The organism is Pseudoflavitalea rhizosphaerae (genome assembly GCF_003991355.1).
Lineage (GTDB): Bacteria > Bacteroidota > Bacteroidia > Chitinophagales > Chitinophagaceae > Pseudobacter > Pseudobacter rhizosphaerae.
Genome location: NZ_RCSU01000005.1, coordinates 353,606 through 373,020, shown reverse-complemented (window position 1 = coordinate 373,020; position 19,415 = coordinate 353,606). Strand labels below are relative to the sequence as shown.

The following is a 19,415-nucleotide window of genomic DNA, read 5'->3' as shown; positions in this document are numbered from 1 at the left end:
TCGCCAGAGGCGAGCGACTGGCAGCACCCAGCTACGGATACAGCAGGTATTTCAATCTCATCTTTTTGTAATTGCTCAAACCCGGCTCCCAGCTCTTCCGGATTTCCTCTTCACTGGCACCGGAAATGATCTGTTGCTTGAATTCGGAGTAACCGGTCAGAAAATCGATATTACCCATCTGTCTGCTGAAACTCCTGTCGAAGAATTTCTCTTTTTCCGGATATGCTTTGTACATCTCCATCATCCAGCGGATATTGATCTTACCGGCTTTCCTGAAACTGTCTGTTTTGTAATTGCCCAGATCCAGTCCATAACAGGTCTGGTTTTGATGCAGTGGCGTTTCTGATTTTCCGGGAATGCTCACAGGGGTAAAACTAAAATCATATTTGCCTTTGAGCGCAGGAGCACCCAATACAGTGAAAGGAACATAAGTGCCGCGACCCTGGCTCACGATGGTTCCCTCAAACATACAGATGCTGGGATACAACAGCACGGATTGTTGTGAGTTGAGATTGGGAGAAGGGAACACAGGCAATGTGTAATCCATATTATGTGCATAGTTCTTCACCGGGATGATCCTGATCTTACATTGTTTTTTCCCGGGCAACCAGCCTTCACCATTGATCATTTTTGCAAATTCACCAATGGTCATACCATGCGTAAATGGAATAGGGAACTGGCCGATACCGGATTTATGTTCCATCTGCAGCACAGCGCCATCAACATAACCATTGGGATTGGGACGGTCCAGGATCAGCAACTCTTTGTTGTTGTCTGCACATGCTTCCATGATATCCCGAAGTGAATTGATGGTAGTGTAGAAGCGGCAGCCCACATCCTGCAGGTCGAAGATCATGAGATCGATCTTTGCCATTTGTTCTTTGGAGGGCTTGCGTTGCTTTCCGTAAAGCGAAACTACCTGGATGCCAGTTGCAGGGTCCACTTCATCGCTTACATGTGCGCCGTTGCTGGCATTGCCCCTGAAGCCGTGTTCGGGCCCAAAGATGGTCTGGATCTTAACGCCGAGTGTATGCAGGCTATCCACCAGCGGCTTTTTGCCGATGATACTCGTCTGGTTCACCAGCATGCCTATGCGCTTTCCTTTCAGATATGGCAGGTACGCATTGAGCTGGTCCGCGCCAGTTACAATTTGTTTGGCGGCGCTTTCATCGATCACTGGAATGGGATTGCTTTCTATATTTCGCAGGGAGGCTGCGCCAATGCCTGTTACGGCACAAAGGGCCAGCACAACGGGGAACCGGTAGGTCATAGCAGATTTTTTTATGATCATTTGAACTGGCAGCAATTTAAGTGTTTCTGCCTTTAATTGCGCCGTTTAAATAATCATTCCTGCAGGAAGCAGACCATTAAGCTATATTTGGCCCGCAAAAAACCGCAAGCATTGATTACCCGGTCCAAAACCAAATGCATGAAACAGATTTTACTCTTTTCGCTTATTCTATTTACTGCTTCCTCTTTTGCGCAGGGTGTGCGCGGCTTTGTATTGAGTCATGATAAAAAACCACTGACCAATGCAACTATCTATAACCTTCAGACAGGCGCGCATGAGCACAGTAATGAAAATGGGTTCTTCCTTCTTCGCGATGCACGAAAAGGCGACTCTCTCCGTATCACACATGTTTCCTGCGCTCCCCGCACCATCTTTGCGGACCTGGACACATTGCGGATCATCCTGCAGCCATCGGCCTTCCAACTGGAAAACGTAACCATCACGGCTGCTGTTCGTCACCTCAATATCATTTCCGATGTGGACCTCCAAACAAATCCTGTGAACTCATCACAGGAACTGCTGCGCAAAGTGCCGGGGCTTTTCATAGGACAACATGCAGGAGGCGGCAAAGCAGAACAGATCTTCCTGCGCGGCTTCGATATAGATCATGGCACAGATATCAATATCAGTGTGGATGGCATGCCCGTAAATATGGTAAGCCACGCTCATGGACAGGGTTATGCAGATCTCCATTTCCTCATTCCTGAAACAATTGGAAAAATAGACTTCGATAAAGGCCCCTACTATGCCAACAAAGGTAATTTTGCCACCGCAGGTTACGTGGCTTTCGAAACAAAAGACAGACTCGATCATAGCCTTGTACAGCTGGAAGCCGGTAAATTCAACAGCTTCCGTACTTTGGGAATGTTCAATATCGTGAATAATGAAAAGAACGCTGCCTGGTTTGGTGCCGACTATATCAAAACAGATGGCTTCTTCGATTCACCACAAAATTTCAACCGCCTCAACCTGATGGGCAAATACAGCGCCTGGCTTCCGGGTAACGATAAGCTCAGCATCGCTTTTTCCCATTTCAGCAGCGAATGGAATGCCAGTGGACAAATCCCTGAGCGGGCCGTGAAAGATGGCAGTATCGGACGTTTCGGCGCTATCGATGATACGGAAGGCGGCAATACCTCAAGAAGCAATATCAACCTGCAATTCCTCAAACAGGTGGATGAAAATACCTTCGTGAAGAATACAGCATATTTCAGTCATTATGATTTTGAGCTCTACAGCAATTTCACATTCTTCCTAAATGATGATGTCAATGGCGATCAGATCAGGCAGAAAGAAAAAAGAAATATCATCGGTTTTCAGTCCGAGCTCAACAGGAATTTTTACTGGAAGAAAACAGTGATCGATTTCCAGGCAGCAGTTGGACTGAGGAATGATGCGATCGATAATATCGAATTATCGCATACCGTGAACCGTAAGACCACCATCGATCGTGTGATGCTTGGTGATATCAACGAGACCAATCTCTTCGGATACGCCAATGCAGAGATCAGGGCAGGCAAATGGGTGATCAATCCCGGCATTCGTATCGATCATCTCAAATTCGATTATACTGATCAGTTGTCCGTTACTTACAAACAACAATCGCAAAGCAAAACCGCCTTCAGTCCAAAACTGAATTTCATTTTCAACCAGGACCATCGTTTACAATATTTCCTGAAACTTGGCAAAGGGTTCCACGGCAACGATACCCGCGTAGTAGTAGCGCAGGGAGGGCACAAAATATTGCCCGCTGCATATGGCGCAGACCTGGGCATTCTCTGGAAACCATTGCCCCGTCTCATGCTCAATGCAGCCGCCTGGTATCTTTACCTGGAACAGGAATTTGTATACGTAGGAGATGAAGGCGTGGTAGAACCCAGTGGCAAAACACGCAGACAGGGCCTGGATTTTGGCGCAAGATACCAGCTTGGGAAATACCTTTTCCTGAACGGCGATCTAACGTACACCTATGCCCGCGCTACGGAAGAGCCCAAAGGGGCCGACCGCATCCCGCTTGCACCACACATCACCACGGCCGGAGGCATCAGTTTCAAACACCCCTCAGGATTGTCTGCGAGCCTGAAAACAAGGTATCTGGGAAACAGGCCAGCCAATGAGGACAACAGCATCGTTGCCAAAGGCTACTGGATCACAGATGCAAGCCTGAATTTTCAGTGGGGACATTTTGGAATCGGCATCATCACTGAGAATATCTTCAATAAAGAGTGGAACGAAACACAATTTGCCACCACCAGCAGATTGAAAAACGAACCGGCGCCTGTTACAGAAATTCACTTTACTCCCGGAACGCCTTTCAACCTGAGAGCTATGATCAGTTATAAGTTTTAGAGGAATGTTGCGTCCCAGCCAGTCGCTCGCCTCTGGCGAGTGACCTGTATTTGTTCGCCTCCGGCGAACACCGCTTCGCCGGAGGCGACTAAATAGAAGTCACTCGCCAGAGGCGAGCGACTGGGCACACGCTGAGTAATCTTCGTTCACCGAAAGAATGCCGGTTTCACAGAATAAAATAAGTTACTCACAAGAGCGGAAATCTCACCGGCAGTTACAGCATCTATCTTTACCCCATGAAACCATTATTCCTGCTCATTATTTCATTTTTCCTGGGAATATTGATCGCATATATACTCAAAGGCGATCCGCATCTCATCTTCAACGGCAACCTCAGTATGGCGCTCATGTTCTGCTCCTGGTTGCCTGGGTAGTTTATTTTTCTATTATCAGGCACTGAGCCCCTGCGCCTGTGTATGGACCGGCATCGTTTTCGGTAAAGAAAAACCAATGGCGATCATCCATATCATGGACCCGAATCTCACAGCCGGTAACAGGTACATCAGCGGAAAGAATACCAGGCTAAGAGTACTGAGCACGCCAAATGCGGCCAGAACCAGTCCCTGGATTGCGATCCAGCGCGGTGTCAACCGGAGTATCAACGCAGGCACAGAAATACCCGCCATCAACAGGCCCATGCTCACGGCAAAAGCAGGACCACCATTCAGAAAACCGAACAATTGCAGGGCGTGCATGAGTTCCTTGTTTACGGCTATACCTGGCTGTGAGAGCACCCAGGTGCTGATGGATGATAAAGCCACGAATACAGATGCAGCCACTCCGCCAAAGAGTGCGATAGATACTCCTGTGGCCCGCACGCCCAGGAAGCTAAGCCTGCTGGTGACCGCTGCCGTGAACAGGCCCAAAGGAAATGCCGTTCCAAATCCGAAAAATGCATTGGCCAGAAAAGCATCGGGAAAATTAAGGAAAATGGATTGCGAAACATCCACCGGCCCCAGTGGCATCGGATAGGCACTCCCATGCGATAAACTGAAATAAGTGATCAGGCTCATTGCAAACAATACTACATAAACAATGGCGGTAATGCCTGGGTTAGGTCCCTTGTGTTTGTCTACTAACATAATGAAAAATTTTAGATGAAGTATTAGGTTTTATTTGTTAATTTAGTTTGTGATACAAACTAAAATTGGATAAAAAAAGGCCGGCGGCCTTGTTATGCATTCGTTTATTCAATCAGAGGTGCAGGTATCCTTTGATATCATTCACATATTTCTCAAAAGCTTTTTTTCCCTTTGCAGTAAGGGAGCAGACAGTCTGCGGATAATTTCCTTTGAAGGTTTTCTCCACATCGATATAGCCCGCTTCCTGCAGTTTTTTGATTTGATGGCTCAGGTTGCCCTGCGTGGTATTGGTGACTTCCATCAGGTGATTGAAATCAGCTTTTTTCATTTTTATCAGTACGGAAACGATGGCGAGACGAACTTGTGTGCTCAGCACGGGGTCCAGTTCATTGAACATGCTTATCTATTTTCTGCCTTCAATAAATATCCGGGCGCAAGGTATCCCAGCAATACGGCTGCAGCCTGTATCAACGGTTTGTAGCTATCCGGTGCAAACACGCTGGCCACGGCCAATACAAGGAACAATACACCGCCCGCCACCAGTGGCGTGAAACGGATCAGCCTGCCCGTTACCAGCGTACCGATGCCGCCAAGTACCATCGTATAAGTGAATGGCGGAACCTGACTGATCACACTTACCAATACCACTACCATGAATGCGATCCCAAGGATAGTCCAGAGTTGTTTTACATAATGGTCCGCATAGCCCTCACTGTTGTATCGATGTTGCCTGAAATGGCGGATGGTAAGTGCAATACCAATAGTCACAAGCAAGGGGAAAGGCAGAAAGTAAGCCCTGAAATCCGTGTATTCTTTTAATAAAAAGAACAGGAGACTGGCAACTGCGATCAGCCATCCCCATAACAGGAAAACAAAACGCCAGGGGCGAACGGAATGTTTACTATCAGCCATTACACCTGCAATCAGTTGTATGCTTTCGGCGGGCGTGAGAACTGGTTCTGCTTGTTTCATATGATTGAATTGACAATCAAATGTAAATATAGTTTATGATACAAACCAAATCGTTCACCGAAATTTCACCGATGGCGGCACACCGGTAAGCTGCTTACTCGAATTGAAGCAGTGCTGCTTCCAGGATGGGGTCCCTCCCGTCCTGCATGGCAATTGGATCGAAGGGGACCAAAAGATCGGGAACTATACCCACACTTTCGGAGATACTGCCATTCATGTTCCTGAAGGCAGCAGAAGCGGTTTGAACTTTCATGAAGCCATTCAATTCAAATGGACCGGCATTGTAGAGCGCTTCGTTTGAGGCATATGGCCCGTTGGCGCCCCAGGTAGACTCGCCGATGAATTTTCCATTGGGCATTTCCTGGATAGCCATGGTAACGCTTTCCGCCAGTGAAGCAGAAAAATTATCGGCCAGCGCAATTACAGGAATATCCACGCCCTTACTGCCTTTCAGTGGTGTAATGAAAGAATTGATCCAGGGTGTATATTCCAACCTGCCAGCGCCTGTTTTGTACCGGGTAGAACCAAAGGCAATCGGTGTGGCGGTTAACCTGCCCATCAGGAAATTCAGATCACTGATATCTCCTCCCCCGTTCCCACGAAGATCTATGATCACTCCCTTATAGGGCGAAGGTGATTTGGCCAGCTCATTGAAAAACAGGTCCAGCACAGGTTTCACATTGTTGCTACGGCTGGAAGTGTAGGCATCGTAAAGATAAAAATAGCTGCAACTGAAGTAAAGGATATGCTGCCTGATGGTGCCCAGGGTTACACTGGTTGAATTATCAACGCCAACATTGTAATTGGGGTCCAGTTTGTAGCGGACCACTTTCGAGTAGTTGTAAGGGTTATGATACCAGGGGGATCTTCGCTTCCTTTCTTGCGACGGATAAACAGAGGAATCCTGCAATGTTGGGTGTGTAAATTTAATATAATAGTGCCCGTCCATCAGGTTGGCGGTCATTTCCCGGAAATATTGAACAGACCTTTTCAGATCACCCGCATCATGAAAATCGAGAGCATCAAACAGCGGCTTGTATTTCCGGTGTACCTCGTCCCAGTCTGTTCTTTCTTCCTTCCAGAAAACATAGCGCTTGTTCATATTGTTCCAGAACTGATCGAATACTTCGCTGAAATTTTCCGGCGCCTTAACTGTTGTGCTGCCGGTTTCCTTTTTGCAGGAATATAGAAAAAGCACCAGGAGCGTGAGCAGTGAAATGATATATCGGGTATGTCTGGCCATCATTATTTACGGTTGAACAGGTTCATCAAACAACCCAGCATGGCTGCGGCCGTCTGGTGTACCGGTTTTTGCTGACCGGTAATTGGTTCTTTTTCATAACTCGTGAAAGGCTGACTGTACCTGAGTTCCAGGTAAAAATGGACCTGGCTGTTGAATTGGTAGTTCAGCCCAATGCCTGCCACAGCGCCCCAGTCTATCCGCTGATCTTTTTCTGAATCGAATTCATATTTATGATTGTACGTTTTGATGCGGAAATAGGAAGTGGAGCCTCCGCCGGGATCAGGTTCGTCTATCAGGTCATAGATATCGGGAACGGCTCCCTGTTGTCTGCCTGATATCCAACTGCCTGCATAAAGGCCGGTCTGCATGAATCCTGAGAATTTATGATCGCCGCCTGTTCTGTATTGCAGCATCAGGGGTAATTGCAGGTAGTTATTGTATCTTTTTTCCCAGGTGCCTGAGTAATTGTTAGTGCGTTCGAAGCTGATATTCTTTTGCAACAGCCCGGGTTCCGCACGCAGTCCCCAATGTTCCGTGAGGTTGTACTGAACAGGAATGCCCAGGGCAAAGCCACCAGCGGGGAGGTATTTGGAATAAGCCTGACCGGGGGCCCTGCCGGGTTGATTGAGAGTGAAACCAGCCGAAACGCCAGCGGACCATTGCCCAACAGAATGCCTGCAAAGCAGTAACAGTGCAGGCATCAGTATTATCGAAATATATTTTCTTTTCATAACTGCCTTCTGTGAACCGGAAAAGAAAGGGATTGGCTACACAATATAAGCAGCAGAAACGGCATAGCAGGAAAAAGCCGGATGAATTTCCAATTTGTTCATCCGGCCTGTTCGATTTAGGGGGGCTTACAATTTATAGGGCAGGACCAGGTTGATGGTGTGTTTCTTTACATAATGAATAGGCAATTCGCGATTGATCCCGAAAGCGGAGCCTTTCATTTTTCCATTTACAGTCACGTTCACACCTTTTGTGAAATCCATATTCGTTTTGCCCATTTCCCCTGCATCGATGGTGAGCTGGATCGGTACCATAAAATCTGAATGGGCCGCCACTTTGAAGCTGGTATCAACGATGGCGCGCCCCAGCCTGAAGCTGTCCAGCATCAGGTCAAGTTCCCCGCCCTTGAATGTAAAACCGATCCCATTCTGGTTATGACAGCGAGATTCGATCCGGATATTGGCCTTTGCATCCTGGAAAGAAAGTATCTGAACCGTCATTTCATCCGGCTCCCTGATCTCCGGCGTTTCGAACACAGTGCAGGATGAAAAGGAAAGGACGCCTGAAAGCGTCATTCCCAGCATGCTCGTTTTAAAATATGAAAACTTCATGTACAGGTATACGTTATAGTGTTTTGATGTTGACTACATATTCCCGATGGCCTGAAGGTCGATATTGTAGTTCTCCAGGTAATATTCAACGATGGCGTCATACTTTTTCCTGAACATGCCATTGGGATCGCGGGTTGGCGTGAACAGGGTGTTGGAAAGCGTGGCATAATCGGTGGAAGTGATGTAATAGATATAATCGGCAATATCATCAAAATGCGTCATGCCGATGCGCAGGGTGAAAACGCCGGACCTTTCCGGGTACCAGGCATGCACACTGTTATAATCCGGCATCAGTGAGGTAAAGGCCGGAGGTAATTCTATCATCCGGTTGAGTGTTGCAAGATGCCAGTAGGCTTTGTTCAATTCACCACGCACGGTGTCTTTTTCAGCTGCTGTCATGGAACTGATCCTGCCGGCCCTGCCGAAAGTAACATGGTTGTAACCCTTGATGGCCCTTGGATAGGTGGTGCCAACGGGCAAACCTGTATTGGGCGGTACTACCCTCTTAAGGTCAGAAGCCAGCAATATCTTGAATGGAAGTGTCTTTTTCAGGAAATCCTCATTGTAAAGATCGAACCATTGCTCATGAAGGAAGTCGAGGGATTCCTGCACCTGGCTGCCTTCTGCCGGTGTGAAACTGGCATAGGCTGGATTGTTCCCATTGGGAGAATACAGGAAATCCAGATTGCTGAATTTATAAAGGATCACTGTTCTGTACTTATCATAGAAATTCATGATCTCCTGGTCATAGGGCTGATTGCCCTGGGGAAGTTTATACAGACGATTGTCTTCAGTTGGCGTCAAGGCTGATTCCTTCTTGCAGGAGCATAAGGCCAGGAGCAGGCCGCAGGTTGCGAAGCGGGTGATATGTTTCAGTATTTGCATTGCTTCAGGAATTGAGGATGATTAATAAAATGGCATTCTTGGCGGAGCCGCGGGATTCTGTTCCAGTTTTGGATTCAGGCGAATGGCTTCACTGGGGATCAGCAGGGTATATGAAGGATCGCCTTTCATGAGTTTGAATCTTTGCACTTCCGCGAAAAGCGCATAGATATGTATGATCTCAGGCATACCATAACGGCGAAGATCGAACCAGCGTTGATTTTCTTCAAAGAATTCCCTTCTTCTTTCATCACGGCAGAACTGGAGCAACTCTGCAGCTGGCATCATGGTAACCGGTTGGAAGTTTGCAGGAGTGAATCTTCTCTGGCGTATGAAATTGAGGTCGTCCAGTGCTTTCTGAGCATCAGCCGGATTGTTTTTGACTGCATACAACTGTGCATAAGCCTCTGCCCTGTTAAGATAGGCCTCACTTGTTCTGAGTGAGGTAGCGTTTTCAAGAGCATTTATTTTTAAATCCCTTTTTTGTGTACCATACTTCAGTGGAGTGAACATCTGCATGAATTCGGGCAGCGGGGCAAAATAGATGCTCGCGCGGAGATCGTTCGTTTCAAACTTGCCAGCCAGGTCATCCGACATCCCTGCCACAAAATCTGCTCCTGTTCTCATCTCACTCGCCGTGCCATACAGGAAAAGGGTTTCCTGATTTTTTTGCGCATGTATCGGCCTGAACATCGATTCATCATAGTAATAACCGGCAGGCCAGTCGTTCAGGTCCAGGACCAATGGCTGTGCTGCAATGGAAGCCGTTGCATGTTCGATCACTTTCTCCCATTCTTCTGTAAAGAGATAGATGCGTGAGGCAAGGAGATGTGCAGCAGGATAATTGAAACGGTAAAGGTTGTCTTTTCTTTTATCAACGCTGAAATGAGTCACAGCCTGTTCGATGTCTTTCCTGATCTGCGTATACACTTCGGCTACAGTACTGCGCGCCGGCAATTCATTCCTGAGTTCCGCGGAGATCAGCAGGGGAACACCAGGTAATTTATCGGGTGTAGTGGTAGAATCATTGAACGGACGGCCATACAGGTTGATCAGGTGCCAGTAGAGGAATGCCCTGAGCGCATAAGCTTCCCCCATCAGTTGGTCTTTTTCACTGGCTGTGCCCTTAGAATCAGGCGTAGCTTCGATGGCGATATTACAACCGGTAATAAGATTGTACAAAACTGTCCAGGAATCCTTGTATGGATTTGTAAGTCCGGATGTCCGGGCAAGTTCATCATAATTATACTGCCAGGTAAATGCCGGATAACCTGTTTTGGCATCATAGTCGTGATCTATATGATGAGAATAATATTGCATATCATCGCTCATCAGTGAAATACCAGGCATCATAACGGTGCTGCCTCTCGGATAGGAAGTCCCAAACAAAAGCTGGCTGTAATCTTCCGTTGATACAGGCGTCATTTCACTCTGTGTTCTTTCCTCCAGGAATTTTTTGCAGGAGGAGAAATGGATGCCGGCCAGGAACAGGAATATGATCGAAATTCTCATTTAATAATTTTTTGAGGGGTGATCAGAAAGAAACGTTCAGGCTCATTGTATAGGAAGCTGTGATCGGCAATGATGTTCCGCCGGTTCCTACGGTCTCGGGGTCTTGTCCGTGGAATGCCTTGCTGGTAATGATGAACGGGTTGTTCACAGAAAACCCGATATTCATGCCACGGGCGCCAAATCTTTTAATGCTTGCTGCCGGTAACGCATATCCGAAACTTACGTTGGTGCAACGGAAGAAATCACCTTTCACCACACGTACGGATGATCTGTCATAGAGCGTATAAGGGCTGCCCGCTCCCGTTATATGACCAATTTCTGCCGGAATATACGAAGTCCTGTCCCAGTTAGCGTAGCCGGGAATGGTGGTGAAAGCTTCATCACCGGGTTTACGCCAGCGGTCGAGCATCTCCCTCGAGAGGTTCATTTCAGGAGGTGGTGCTACTTCTGAAGCATTTTTCGGATACAGGGGATTAAGACGTTTATGATGGCCCAATCTCAGCAGGAATGATGCATTAAGTGAAAATGATTTATAGGTGATGGTAGTGGTGGTCCCCATATCCAATACCGGATCGATCCTTCCTGAATACTTTAACCAGGTGGATGGGTCATCTTTATTGAAACCCTGTTTATTTTCATAAAACTCATACATTGGCATTCCATTCACAGGGCTAAGGCCTGCAAATCCGAATGAATAGAAGGAACCATATGGCAATCCGGGCACTACAGCAGCTCCACTCAGGTACTGCGCGTAATTGCTCACTATACCGGACCTTACCACTTTATTATAGTTCATCGAATAATTGAAAGACTGGTTCCAGGTTATTCCTGATTTTGATCGTACAGGCACAACCGTTGCACCTATATCCCATCCCTTGTTGTTCATGCTGCCGTTGTTCATGTACATATTCTTTATACCATATTCAAGCGGAAGTTCCACGGTAACGATCAGGTCCGTAGTTCTGTTGTAGTAGGCATTCGCATTGATCTGTAATCTCCCTTTGAAGAGTAAAAGATCAAGTCCAAGGTTGAAGGCCTTCGACTTCTCCCAGCGCAGGTCAGGATAAGGCAGGCTTTTAAGGTCCAGTACAAATTCATTGGAAATATCATCCACGGGCGCTGCCGGGTAGCTGGCGATCAACTGCGGACCTACCTGGGATACCACATTTCCCTGTGAACCTAATGAAGCGCGTAATGATGCCTGCTCAACCCAGTTCACTCTTTCCATGAATGGCTCCGCAGTAATATTCCACATGGCGCCTACATGCCAGTTGGGCAGGAAACGCTGGTTGGAATACTGGCCGAAACGGTTTGAACCATCTGTTCGGATACTGGAACTGATGGTGTACTTCCTGTTGAATTGATAATTGAAACCGGCCATCCACGATAATGTATTGGTAACGGTGTTCGTGTTCACTACCTGGTGATATGCCTGTGATCCAACGGCAGAGCGGGTATTGTAATATCCGGAATAGTAAGTGTTTCCACGTTCAGGAAAATAACCTGGCTCGAGCGACATCGTTCCGTCTTGTTTTACGGAACGCAATTCCTGCGATATCATCGCCGACAGGTTATCCCTCCCTTCAAAAAGGCTTAGGTTATAGTTAAACTGGTTGCGGATATTGAGCGCGAGATTTTGAGTTGAGGCAGGATAACCGATACCTCCGTAAGGAAGCGCAGATCTTTCGAATTTGGAATCACCTTTCTTAAATGCATTATAATCATATCCCCTGATTACTGCAGCTGCAAAACTACGGGCTGTTATGAAATTGAAGTTGGTATTCCCTGAAGCTTCAAGATTATAGGTTCCCTGGAAGCTTAGTCCCCGCATCAACTTGTAATTGATGCCGGTATTAATATTGAAACTTTGTGTAGTAGTGGAAGAACCTGTTTGATCCTTCTCATTACGGATATTGTAGCGGATCGGATCGGGGTTTACCCAGGGCGATCTTAAATTGGTGGACAACTGCGCAATATAAAAGGAATCAGGATGGATGGTGCGGGAAGTCTGCAATGCATAATCGAAAGGATTTACATTATAGTATCCTTTCGCTTTCCTGTAGGAGGCATCAATCAATAAATTCACGTTCAGCTTGCTGCTCAGGTTAGATTCAAGATTCAACCTGCCGGAATAATTCTGCACATTATCTCCTTTGAATGCTCCTTTGTTATCGGAGAAGCTAACTGATGCATAATAATTCGTTTTGCCGGCCCCCCCGCTGAAGCCGATGGAGTGGGTCTGGTTGAAAGCATTTTGCGTCAACAGATCAAACCAGTCTGTGTTCATCGTTTCCAGCTGTCCAACTTTTTCAGAGAACTCTTCCTGTGTGATCTTACGTGCTGCAAGTTCATCCACCAGTTGCTCATAAGATACGGAACGAAGTCCGTTTGGATAGTAAATACCGTTCTGCAACATTTCCCTTGAAACATCGATGCGCTCTTTGGAGTTCATCAGGTTCATCTGGGTATATCGTGGCCTTCCGGTGAAACCGAGGTTCAGGTTATAGTTGATAGCTACCGGTCCTGGTTTTCCTCTTTTTGTTTTTACAACGATCACCCCGTTGGCGGCCTGCACACCATAAATGGAAGTGGCTGCGGCATCTTTCAAAAATGTGATGCTTTCGATATCGTATGGGTTGATGCCGGAAATGGCATTGCCCACCATGCTGAAATTCGATTCCTGTGCAGCAGCCAGTACGGTATTCACCTGGAGCGGACTCAGGTTCACAGGATCAGTACGGATGATATTGTCTACCACCCAGAGAGGTGATGCATTTCCTAAAATGGTGCTGGTGCCGCGGATGCGGATCTTTGGAGCGGCGGAAGGGCTGCCACTGTTGAAAGTAACAACCATACCTGGTACTTTACCCTGCAGCATCTGATCGATACTTGCCGCACCGGGTTTCAGGAATTTATCGGGCGTAAGTGTAGTGACTGCACCTGTGAGCATGCGCTTTTCGATGGTCTGATAGCCCGTAACAACGTATTCAGTCATTACCGTTGGAGCAGTATCCAGCGCAATTTTCAGGAACTCATCTTTTCTTATCCTCACTTCATAGCTCTTCATGCCCAGGTAACTGAAACGAAGGATATCATTTTCTTTGGCGGTTAGATTGAACATACCGTTCTTATCGGCAGTGAGCCCTCTCTTTTCCGGTAATACCATGATGGTGGCATTGGAAAGTGCATGCCCCTGGTTATCCACTATCTGACCATTCACATCAAAGAACTTACCTGCGCGTGTGTTATCTTTTTTGCTGCTTTTCAGGATCAGTAAAACATTACCATCTGTTGCTTCGGCAAACCTGATGGCAGTGTTCGACAATAATTTCTCCAGCACTTCGCGTCCGGTTCTGTCGGCCACATCGATACTTACAGCAGGCTGACTGTTTACATCCTCCTGGTTGAAGGTCATGTGTACGCCGGATGCGGCCCGGAATTTTTTCAGGGCTTCAGCAAGACTTACATTGGTGACTTTGAAACTGATCTTTTTATCCAGCGGTCTCTTCGTTTGTGCGAAGAGCGGAATAGAAGCTCCCAACAGGAGCAGGGAAAGGATGGCGCACACAAAATGCCCTCTTACCCGCAATGATACAGGTGTTGTAACAACATTTCTCATTTGAAAAGCAGTTTAATATTGATCGGTTCCCGGTATCTTACCGGAAAGGATGGCAGGTTTATATCTGAATCTGTAGGACTATAGCAAGTTTTATCTCGCAATGCGTACCAGGCGGCCATTTACGGTAAAATGGAGACCTTCCGTGGTACTGCTGATATGGTCGAGCACAGCCTGGAGATTATCGGCGGCGGCCATGTCTACGGTAAAGCGGAGCTCTTTCAGGGATGCATCCGCAAATTCAAATTCATAATCAAAGTCGCGGCCCAGTTGTTCTGTGATCTCCAGAAGCCTGAGATCTTCCAGGTAAAGCTCTCCGTCTTTCCATCCGGTAAACAACCTGGTATATACAGGAACTTTTTTCATTTGTCCTGATTTCAGATCGTTTATCGCCTGCTCGCCAGGTGTCAGCTCAATGGAAGCCGCATTGCTATTCACTTTCACTTTTCCCTTTTCCAGGGTGGTGCGTACGGTTTTCGTATAGGCATTCAGGTTAAAAGCAGTACCCAGCACTTCCACATCGGTATTGACGGTATGAACAATAAAAGGTTTCTCTGAGTTTTGCTTCACATCAAAATAGGCTTCGCCTTCCAGGGTAACCTCCCTTGTAGCACCAACGAAGGAAACAGGATAGGTGATCTTAGAAGCCGCATTCACCCAAACGGTAGTGCCGTCCGGCAGGCTGATCTGCGACTTCTTCCCTCTTGGCACCATCAGGGTATTGTACAGTAATTTGTCGCTTTTTACATCAGTCTCGTATTGCAGTTTCTCATCTGAAGCCACAATGCCTACACCATTTTTCTCGGTGATGGATTGTTTTTGTCCCAGCTCTATCTTGCTGCCATCAGCCAGTATCAGTTCCACCTGTTTGGAAGCAGGCAGATCGGCTTTTTGCGTTGGTTGTGTTTTTCCGGCCAGTTCTTTGGGTTCGTTTGCGGCAGGCTTGTTAAGCATCCAGAAAATGCCAGCTACTGCCAGCAGTAATACTGCCGCAGCCACCAGGCTGAATTTCCTCCATTTCACCAACAGGCTTTTGGGCGCACCTTCAGTGTCCGCATCCACGGAAATCCTGGTGGCGAGGGCATTCCAACCATCTTCCAGCGGAAAGCTTTTCTGCTCATCCAGGGGATGCAGCCTGTTACGAAGCCGCTTGAAGAAATGAAGTACATTCCGTTCTTCTTTACTCAGGCCCTCCTGTTCAGGATCGATCTGAGGCTGGTCCAACTGTTCTTCCAGCTTCTCCCAACGGATATTATCGTTTTCGTTTTGTTGCATCTTGTGCTGCTTGAATTATATAACACTATACCCTCATGGAAGGGTGAAGCAGTTTGTTTATTTTTTTAGTCCGAACCAAAAGATCAGGAAATGGAGCAGCCATGCGCATTCTTCGCGCAGGAACTGGTAAGCCAGCCTGATCTGGGTTTTGACAGTGTTTACAGATAAGCCCATTTTCTCAGCTGTCTGCGCATAGGTAAGGCCGTCTTTATTGGACGAAAGAAAAATAGCTTTTCGTTGAGCAGGCAGCCGCTCGATGGCATTCCAGAGTTCTTTGTTCTTTTCTTCCTCCCCCATATCGTCAAAAGAAGGTACTGGCTGCTCGGCCACCTTTAGATTGTTTTCAGGGTCTTTCACAGACGTGAACTTTTTGTTGTCCCGGATATAATTGATGCTCGCATTCTTCACCGCCCGCAATGCGTAATACTTGAAGTCGCCGGTAATGGCCAGTTCTTCTTTCTTATTCCAGCAATGGAAAAAGAAATCCTGCACAATATCCTTGGCGGCGTCTTCATTGCCGGTGATATAATAAGAAGCGTTACAGAGACGGTGATAGTATTCCCGGAACAGGGATTCCAGGTGCGAGAGATCAATGATATTTCCAATCTTACCTTCCATAAGCGGGGAGCGCACAAATAAGCATTTGGTTTGGTGTTGTGATTGAGGCAAGGTAAAATGGATGGCAGCCATAAGGCATGAGCTTTCAAATATAAAAAATGATCAGCATATCCTCCCCTTTTTCAGGTCCCGCAATAACACAACACCGGACTCGCCCGGGAGGGTGAATCCGGCAACGATATTTTTTTCTTAATTTTTCCGGGAAGCCGGCTACAGGATGCCGGAATAGAGTTTGGTGGCGTAATTGATCACAATCAGCTCATTTTCCTTGAAACGGTGGAACAGGAGTTCCAGGTCTTCGATCATGGCATCATAGCCGGCATCACCTTTTGCAGGCATATAGGATGACGAAAGCAGCCTGCCTTTCAGTCCTTCAAAATCGAAAACCTGTTTATTGGAGAAAACGTTCAGTTCAACGGGTGCAGGGTCGAAGAAACGGACCATGTCTTCCATACTGATATTGCGATGGTCCACTTTTACATAATCACTGGCATATTTCACTATGAGGGCGTCGTATGCAATTTCGAAGGGGGACTCAATCAGTCTTTCGTTCCAGATCACGGCAAGCAATCCTGCATTTTTCAGGATGCGCCTGAATTCGGTTTTACATTTTTCGCGATTGAACCAGTGAAAAGCCTGACCGGCGATGATGGCATCAACACTATGTGCTTTGAGTGTGGTCTTTTCAGCCGTTCCGGATACCGGCGAAAAATCCGGGAAATCGCTCAGCAGCTCTATGGCTTTGTCGAGCATTTCCCTGTTAGGCTCCACTGCTATCACTTTGTATCCTTCTTCCAGGAAGGGTTTGGAAGAGATCCCGGTACCAGCTCCAATGTCTGCGATTATTTTATCAGGAGTAAGATCATAGTGACCGGCTAAGAAAGAAACGATTGCTCCCGGATAATGCGGTCTGTATTTCACATAATCTTCCACCCGGTTGCTGAATCTTTTGGTGCTGTCCATATACTTTCTTTTCCTGGTTATACAATCAAAATTACATCATGCGGTTGAATCCTTTTGTAGGCCGGTTACTACCTGTTCCAAGATAAGAAAAGGGCTGCACTTTTGCGCAGCCCGCTACATAACCAGTAAAAAAATGAAGAATACGGATTGACGATATCAGGAGAAATAAGTTCCCCCGTTGATATCGATATTGGCCCCGGTAATAAAGCTAGCTTCATCGCTGGCGAGATAAGCCACCAGGTCAGCCACTTCTTCTGCCTTTCCTTCCCTGCGCAGCGGAGTAGAATTGGCCACGTTCTGGCGCACTTCAGGTTTGGTGAAACTGTCGTGGAAGAAAGTAGCGATCATACCAGGGTCCACTGCATTCACGCGAATGCCTTTCGGCCCGAGCTCTTTGGCCATCGCTTTGGTGAATGTGGCCACCGCACCTTTGGCTGTAGCATAGGCAGAGGCTCCAAAACCACCGCCATCGCGGCCCGCCTGGGATGAAAAATTCACCACGGCACTGCCTGCGGGCATATGAGGTACTACCTGCCTGGTGAGCAGGAATGCAGATTTTACATTGAGGCCCATCACATGGTCCCAGAAATTTTCGTCCATATCGGCAATCAGTTTACGCGCCACCATTCCCCCAGCCACATTCACCAGGATATGGATCTCGTTGCCAAATGCTTTTTGTGCAGCACTCACTACACTGGCAACATCCTCCCCTTTGCTCATATCGCCTTTCACGGCAATCGCTTCTCCGCCGATCGCTTTGATAGCAGCCAGGGTTTCCTGCGCCCGTTGCTCGCTGCTGAAATAATTCACTACCACTTTGGCACCTTCCTTTGCCAGCTTTACGGATACGGCCTGGCCAATATCCCTTGCACCACCGGATACAATGGCAACTTTTCCCTTTAGTCTCATATATTCTCTTGTTTAAATTGTTTTTTGGATGAAATGAACATGATACAGCACCATGCCAGCGGCACCATCAGCGCGCCCATGATGAAGAATGATGTATAACTTACTTTGGTGATCACGGGAACGATCCAGGTTGTGATCAGCGTTCCTGCAACGGCGGTAGTGCCGCCCATTCCTGCAACCACGCCTACATTCTTTCCATGGAAATAATCACCGGGCAATGTCTGCAGGTTATTGATGAGGAACTGGAACCCGAATAAAGTTGCGCTGATACAGGCAATGGCCATCGATGGCTGGTTCTTTAATTCATCCAGATAATATGCTATCACCGTGAGCGAAACCAGCATGATCACACTGCCGATAGTAACAGCGCTCTTCCTCGCCTTCGCTGCATCTACTCCACGTTTGATGCGCGCAGAGGAATAGAAACCACCGGTCAATCCGCCCACTGCCGCAAAGAAATAGGGCACCCAGGCAAATGCCCCGATCTGCTTCATATCAAACTGGTATTGCTCCTTGAGGAAGGTAGGCAGCCAGGTAACGAACATCCACCACACCGGATCGATAAAGAACCTGCTGGTGAGAATGCCCCAGGTATTCCTGAATTGCAATAATTCTTTCCAGGAATACACTACAGCAGATGCCTGTGGACCGGATGCTTCCATCTTACCACCCTGTATATGCGCTTTTTCTTCTTCCGTGATCCAGGGATGTTTGTCGGGCGTATTCTTGTTGATCCACAACCAGGGGATCAGCCAGAGAAAGCCCAGTACGCCGATCACCAGGAATGTTATCTTCCAGCCAAAGGCCAGGAAAAGCGCAGCGATCACGGGCGCTGCAATCACACCGCCGATACTGGCGCCTGCACCGAAGATGCCCTGTGCAATGGCCCGCTCTTTGGGTGGGAACCATTCAGCATTGCTCTTGGTGGCCCCGGGCCAGTTGCCGGCTTCACTGATACCGAGCAGGAAGCGGAAGATATTGAAGCTGAGAATGTTTTTTGCCAGCGCATGCAGTCCTATGGAAATACTCCATCCGATGATGCTAACGGCCATGCCCAATCGCGTTCCGATGGCATCCATCATTTTTCCGGTCACTGTTTGCCCGATGGCGTAAGCGATCATAAAAAATGTGGTGATCAGCGCGAGCGAGTTCTTGCTGTCTTCGTCGGCGATGCCGAAGTCTTTATAGATATATGGCCACATGAAATTGATGGCGCCACGGTCTATGTAATTGATGATAGTAGCCAGCCCGATCAATGAAATGATCCACCAACGCATTCCTTTAAGTTGGAAGCGATTGCTTTTTATTTGTTCTATTGGTTTCAAATCGTTCATTTTTTGATGAGCTTGTATTTGGGAGTTGT

The 19,415-nt window shown here is 47.4% G+C and carries 17 protein-coding genes; 2 read left to right on the top strand and 15 right to left on the bottom strand.

The features are described from left to right. Positions 1–31 precede the first annotated feature (31 nt). Positions 32–1,270: an exo-beta-N-acetylmuramidase NamZ family protein gene (locus tag D9Y29_RS11380; protein WP_127128123.1), complete on the bottom strand. Its 1,239-nt coding sequence runs from the start codon at positions 1,268–1,270 to the stop codon at positions 32–34. 159 nt (positions 1,271–1,429) lie between these two features. Here D9Y29_RS11380 and D9Y29_RS11375 point away from each other — a divergent pair, with 159 nt between their 5' ends. Both D9Y29_RS11375 and D9Y29_RS26535 read left to right on the top strand, forming a co-directional pair. Then, positions 1,430–3,640 carry a TonB-dependent receptor gene (locus tag D9Y29_RS11375; RefSeq protein ID WP_127128121.1) on the top strand — a complete coding sequence of 737 codons (2,211 nt, stop codon included), beginning with the start codon at positions 1,430–1,432 and terminating at the stop codon, positions 3,638–3,640. Between the two features lie 236 nt (positions 3,641–3,876). Then, complete coding sequence (locus D9Y29_RS26535; RefSeq protein WP_164735373.1) at positions 3,877–4,014, top strand: hypothetical protein; 138 nt, start codon at positions 3,877–3,879, stop codon at positions 4,012–4,014. Positions 4,015–4,029: 15 nt separating this feature from the next. Here the strand turns inward: D9Y29_RS26535 and D9Y29_RS11370 are convergent, their stop codons facing one another. The 14 genes from D9Y29_RS11370 to D9Y29_RS11305 form a co-directional block, all read right to left on the bottom strand. Next, a complete protein-coding gene (locus D9Y29_RS11370) occupies positions 4,030–4,722 on the bottom strand; it encodes a hypothetical protein (protein WP_127128119.1) in 693 nt (230 codons plus the stop codon). 112 nt (positions 4,723–4,834) lie between these two features. Beyond that, positions 4,835–5,119 carry a winged helix-turn-helix domain-containing protein gene (locus tag D9Y29_RS11365; protein WP_127128117.1) on the bottom strand — a complete coding sequence of 95 codons (285 nt, stop codon included), beginning with the start codon at positions 5,117–5,119 and terminating at the stop codon, positions 4,835–4,837. Between the two features lie 2 nt (positions 5,120–5,121). Beyond that, positions 5,122–5,694 (bottom strand): hypothetical protein, encoded by a 573-nt coding sequence (locus D9Y29_RS11360; RefSeq protein WP_127128114.1) that lies wholly within the window; start codon positions 5,692–5,694, stop codon positions 5,122–5,124. A 94-nt stretch (positions 5,695–5,788) separates the two neighbouring features. Further along, the gene (locus tag D9Y29_RS11355; protein WP_127128112.1) at positions 5,789–6,940 is read right to left on the bottom strand and encodes a S41 family peptidase; all 1,152 of its coding nucleotides are present in this window, start codon (positions 6,938–6,940) and stop codon (positions 5,789–5,791) included. Continuing rightward, the gene (locus D9Y29_RS11350; protein ID WP_127128110.1) at positions 6,940–7,668 is read right to left on the bottom strand and encodes a porin family protein; all 729 of its coding nucleotides are present in this window, start codon (positions 7,666–7,668) and stop codon (positions 6,940–6,942) included. The genes D9Y29_RS11355 and D9Y29_RS11350 overlap by 1 nt, the downstream gene beginning before the upstream one ends. A 126-nt stretch (positions 7,669–7,794) precedes the next feature. After that, entirely contained in the window at positions 7,795–8,277 is a 483-nt protein-coding gene (locus tag D9Y29_RS11345) for an LEA/WHy family protein (protein ID WP_127128108.1), read from the bottom strand. Between the two features lie 33 nt (positions 8,278–8,310). Beyond that, entirely contained in the window at positions 8,311–9,162 is an 852-nt protein-coding gene (locus tag D9Y29_RS11340; RefSeq protein WP_127128106.1) for a hypothetical protein, read from the bottom strand. 21 nt (positions 9,163–9,183) lie between these two features. Then, entirely contained in the window at positions 9,184–10,671 is a 1,488-nt protein-coding gene (locus D9Y29_RS11335; RefSeq protein ID WP_127128104.1) for a RagB/SusD family nutrient uptake outer membrane protein, read from the bottom strand. 22 nt (positions 10,672–10,693) lie between these two features. After that, positions 10,694–14,290 carry a SusC/RagA family TonB-linked outer membrane protein gene (locus D9Y29_RS11330; protein ID WP_127128102.1) on the bottom strand — a complete coding sequence of 1,199 codons (3,597 nt, stop codon included), beginning with the start codon at positions 14,288–14,290 and terminating at the stop codon, positions 10,694–10,696. A gap of 90 nt (positions 14,291–14,380) precedes the next feature. Beyond that, on the bottom strand, positions 14,381–15,562 hold the full coding sequence (locus D9Y29_RS11325; protein ID WP_127128100.1) for a FecR family protein: 1,182 nt from the start codon (positions 15,560–15,562) through the stop codon (positions 14,381–14,383). A 57-nt stretch (positions 15,563–15,619) separates the two neighbouring features. Next, entirely contained in the window at positions 15,620–16,180 is a 561-nt protein-coding gene (locus D9Y29_RS11320) for an RNA polymerase sigma-70 factor (RefSeq protein ID WP_164735372.1), read from the bottom strand. 210 nt (positions 16,181–16,390) lie between these two features. After that, a complete protein-coding gene (locus D9Y29_RS11315) occupies positions 16,391–17,143 on the bottom strand; it encodes a class I SAM-dependent methyltransferase (protein WP_127128096.1) in 753 nt (250 codons plus the stop codon). A 156-nt stretch (positions 17,144–17,299) separates the two neighbouring features. Further along, the gene (locus D9Y29_RS11310) at positions 17,300–18,052 is read right to left on the bottom strand and encodes an SDR family NAD(P)-dependent oxidoreductase (RefSeq protein WP_127128094.1); all 753 of its coding nucleotides are present in this window, start codon (positions 18,050–18,052) and stop codon (positions 17,300–17,302) included. Beyond that, a complete protein-coding gene (locus D9Y29_RS11305; RefSeq protein WP_241237898.1) occupies positions 18,049–19,329 on the bottom strand; it encodes an MFS transporter in 1,281 nt (426 codons plus the stop codon). Before D9Y29_RS11305 ends, D9Y29_RS11310 begins: the two co-directional genes overlap by 4 nt. Positions 19,330–19,415: the final 86 nt, after the last annotated feature.